The following is a 1646-nucleotide window of genomic DNA, read 5'->3' as shown; positions in this document are numbered from 1 at the left end:
TCGACGCTCGATCCGAGGATCTTCCAAGGAGGTGAAATGCTCAAGAATGCTTGCTGACATGAGAAACTCCAATCGTCGTTTCTCGCTAGCATCCGTCAACTACCCGAAAAACGGAATGTTTAAACGCGCTCGCCCTGCGTACGGCTACCGACGCGCATGATACGGTCTTCTTTTATGTTACGCTTCGTGGGCACACTCACACGAGGCAGCCGATGGAAACGCTCGATGTTTTTTCGGTCCGGGATCTCCGTACCCGCTCCGGCGATCTGTTGAAAGACGCCGAACTTGGACAGCTCTCGCTCATCACGAAACATGGCCGCCCCGCCATCCTCGCCGTGCCGTTCGACCGGCGTCTGCTCGATCAGGGGGTTCATCGCGCCCTCGCCTTGAGTTTGTTCGAGGGTCGGCAACTGACGCTCGGCCAGGCCGCGAAGGTCGCGGGGCTCTCCCTGGACGGCTTCATCGATCTGCTCGGTTCGCTCGGCCTGGCCGCCGTGGACTATCCGTCCGAGGAGTTGGCAGGCGAGTTGGGCGCCGCTTTGTGACAGCGGCCTGATGCCCCCGATCCCGATGAGTCGAGTCGTCGTCGCGGACGCCAGTCCTTTGATCGCCTTGGCGCGGATCGACCGCCTGTCGCTCCTGATCACGCGCTATGGAGCCGTGGCGGTTCCCGAAGCCGTGCTAGCCGAGCTGTGCGTCGATGCCGACCGGCCAGGATCGCGGGTCTTGTCGGCCGCGCTCGCCAAGGGGGACATCCAGCCGCGACCGCTTGCCCCAGGCGGCGAGGCGGACATGGCCCGTCTGAGTCTCTTGCTTGACGCCGGAGAGTCAGCGGCCATTCTGCTCGCCGAGCAAACGGGCTGTCGCTTCCTGCTGATCGACGAGCGGCGCGGGCGGGAGATCGCCCGGCGGCGCGGCATTCCCGTGGTGGGCTTGGCCGGAGTGTTGCTGGCCGCCAAACGATCCGGTCTGCTGGAAGCCGTCGGGCCGGTGCTGGCGGATCTCTCGCGACAGGGTTATCGACTCTCGGATGCGTTGGTCACGGAAGTCTTGCATCTGGCCGGCGAGACGGGTCGACAGGGCGATTGAGATGGGTATTCGCGCTCTGCCCCAGATCCAGCGCCACGATGCCGGCCCTGAAACCAGCTGGCGAATTCCCCCCGTCTCAGGCGAGACTACGCCCCAAATCGTGACTTTGACGTTCGTTCGTGTTTTTTTGTTGACACGCGAGCGTGACACCAAGACGATGGTCCGATACCCCATGACAAGGATATCAGCATGTCCCAATCGCACCCTCTCGAAGGCAAGCCTGACGTCGACTGGTGGTTTGACGCCGGAAGCACGATCTTCGATGGCTTTACTGGCGACCCATCCCTTTATCCGGCACGCCGTAAAACCCCGTCGTTCAGGGCGGGGATATAAGGCGCTCTTCGCGGCATCAAGACGTTTGTTACATGCTAAATTTAGCGTATAGCAGATTCAACGCGCCTACCGCTACCGCTTTTACCCATAAGCGCCAACATAGCCGACAAGCCCTTGAAAATCAGTGGAGAGGTGCGATGTGTTAGCTTTTTGCTGCCATGCTCCACGCCCCTCAGCCCGTCGATCTTGCGTTTGAAGCGTTTCTGAAGGAATTGCCACCCGAG

2 protein-coding genes are annotated in these 1646 nt (G+C 61.1%); both read left to right on the top strand.

Going from position 1 to position 1646, the window contains the following annotated elements:
* Positions 1–212 precede the first annotated feature (212 nt).
* On the top strand, positions 213–545 hold the full coding sequence (locus QZY07_RS12805; RefSeq protein WP_295403200.1) for a type II toxin-antitoxin system prevent-host-death family antitoxin: 333 nt from the start codon (positions 213–215) through the stop codon (positions 543–545).
* A gap of 10 nt (positions 546–555) precedes the next feature.
* Positions 556–1089 (top strand): DUF3368 domain-containing protein, encoded by a 534-nt coding sequence (locus QZY07_RS12800; protein WP_295403197.1) that lies wholly within the window; start codon positions 556–558, stop codon positions 1087–1089.
* Positions 1090–1646: the final 557 nt, after the last annotated feature.

Source organism: uncultured Thiocystis sp. (assembly GCF_903866365.1).
Classification (GTDB): domain Bacteria; phylum Pseudomonadota; class Gammaproteobacteria; order Chromatiales; family Chromatiaceae; genus Chromatium.
The sequence above is the reverse complement of the archived record's forward strand: the minus strand, read 5'-3'. Positions and strand labels throughout refer to the sequence as shown.

Coding starts and splice junctions, on each gene's coding strand:
- QZY07_RS12805 (WP_295403200.1), top strand. CDS start 213: ATGGAAACGCTCGATGTTTTTTCGGTCCGGGATCTCCGTACCCGCTCC.
- QZY07_RS12800 (WP_295403197.1), top strand. CDS start 556: ATGCCCCCGATCCCGATGAGTCGAGTCGTCGTCGCGGACGCCAGTCCT.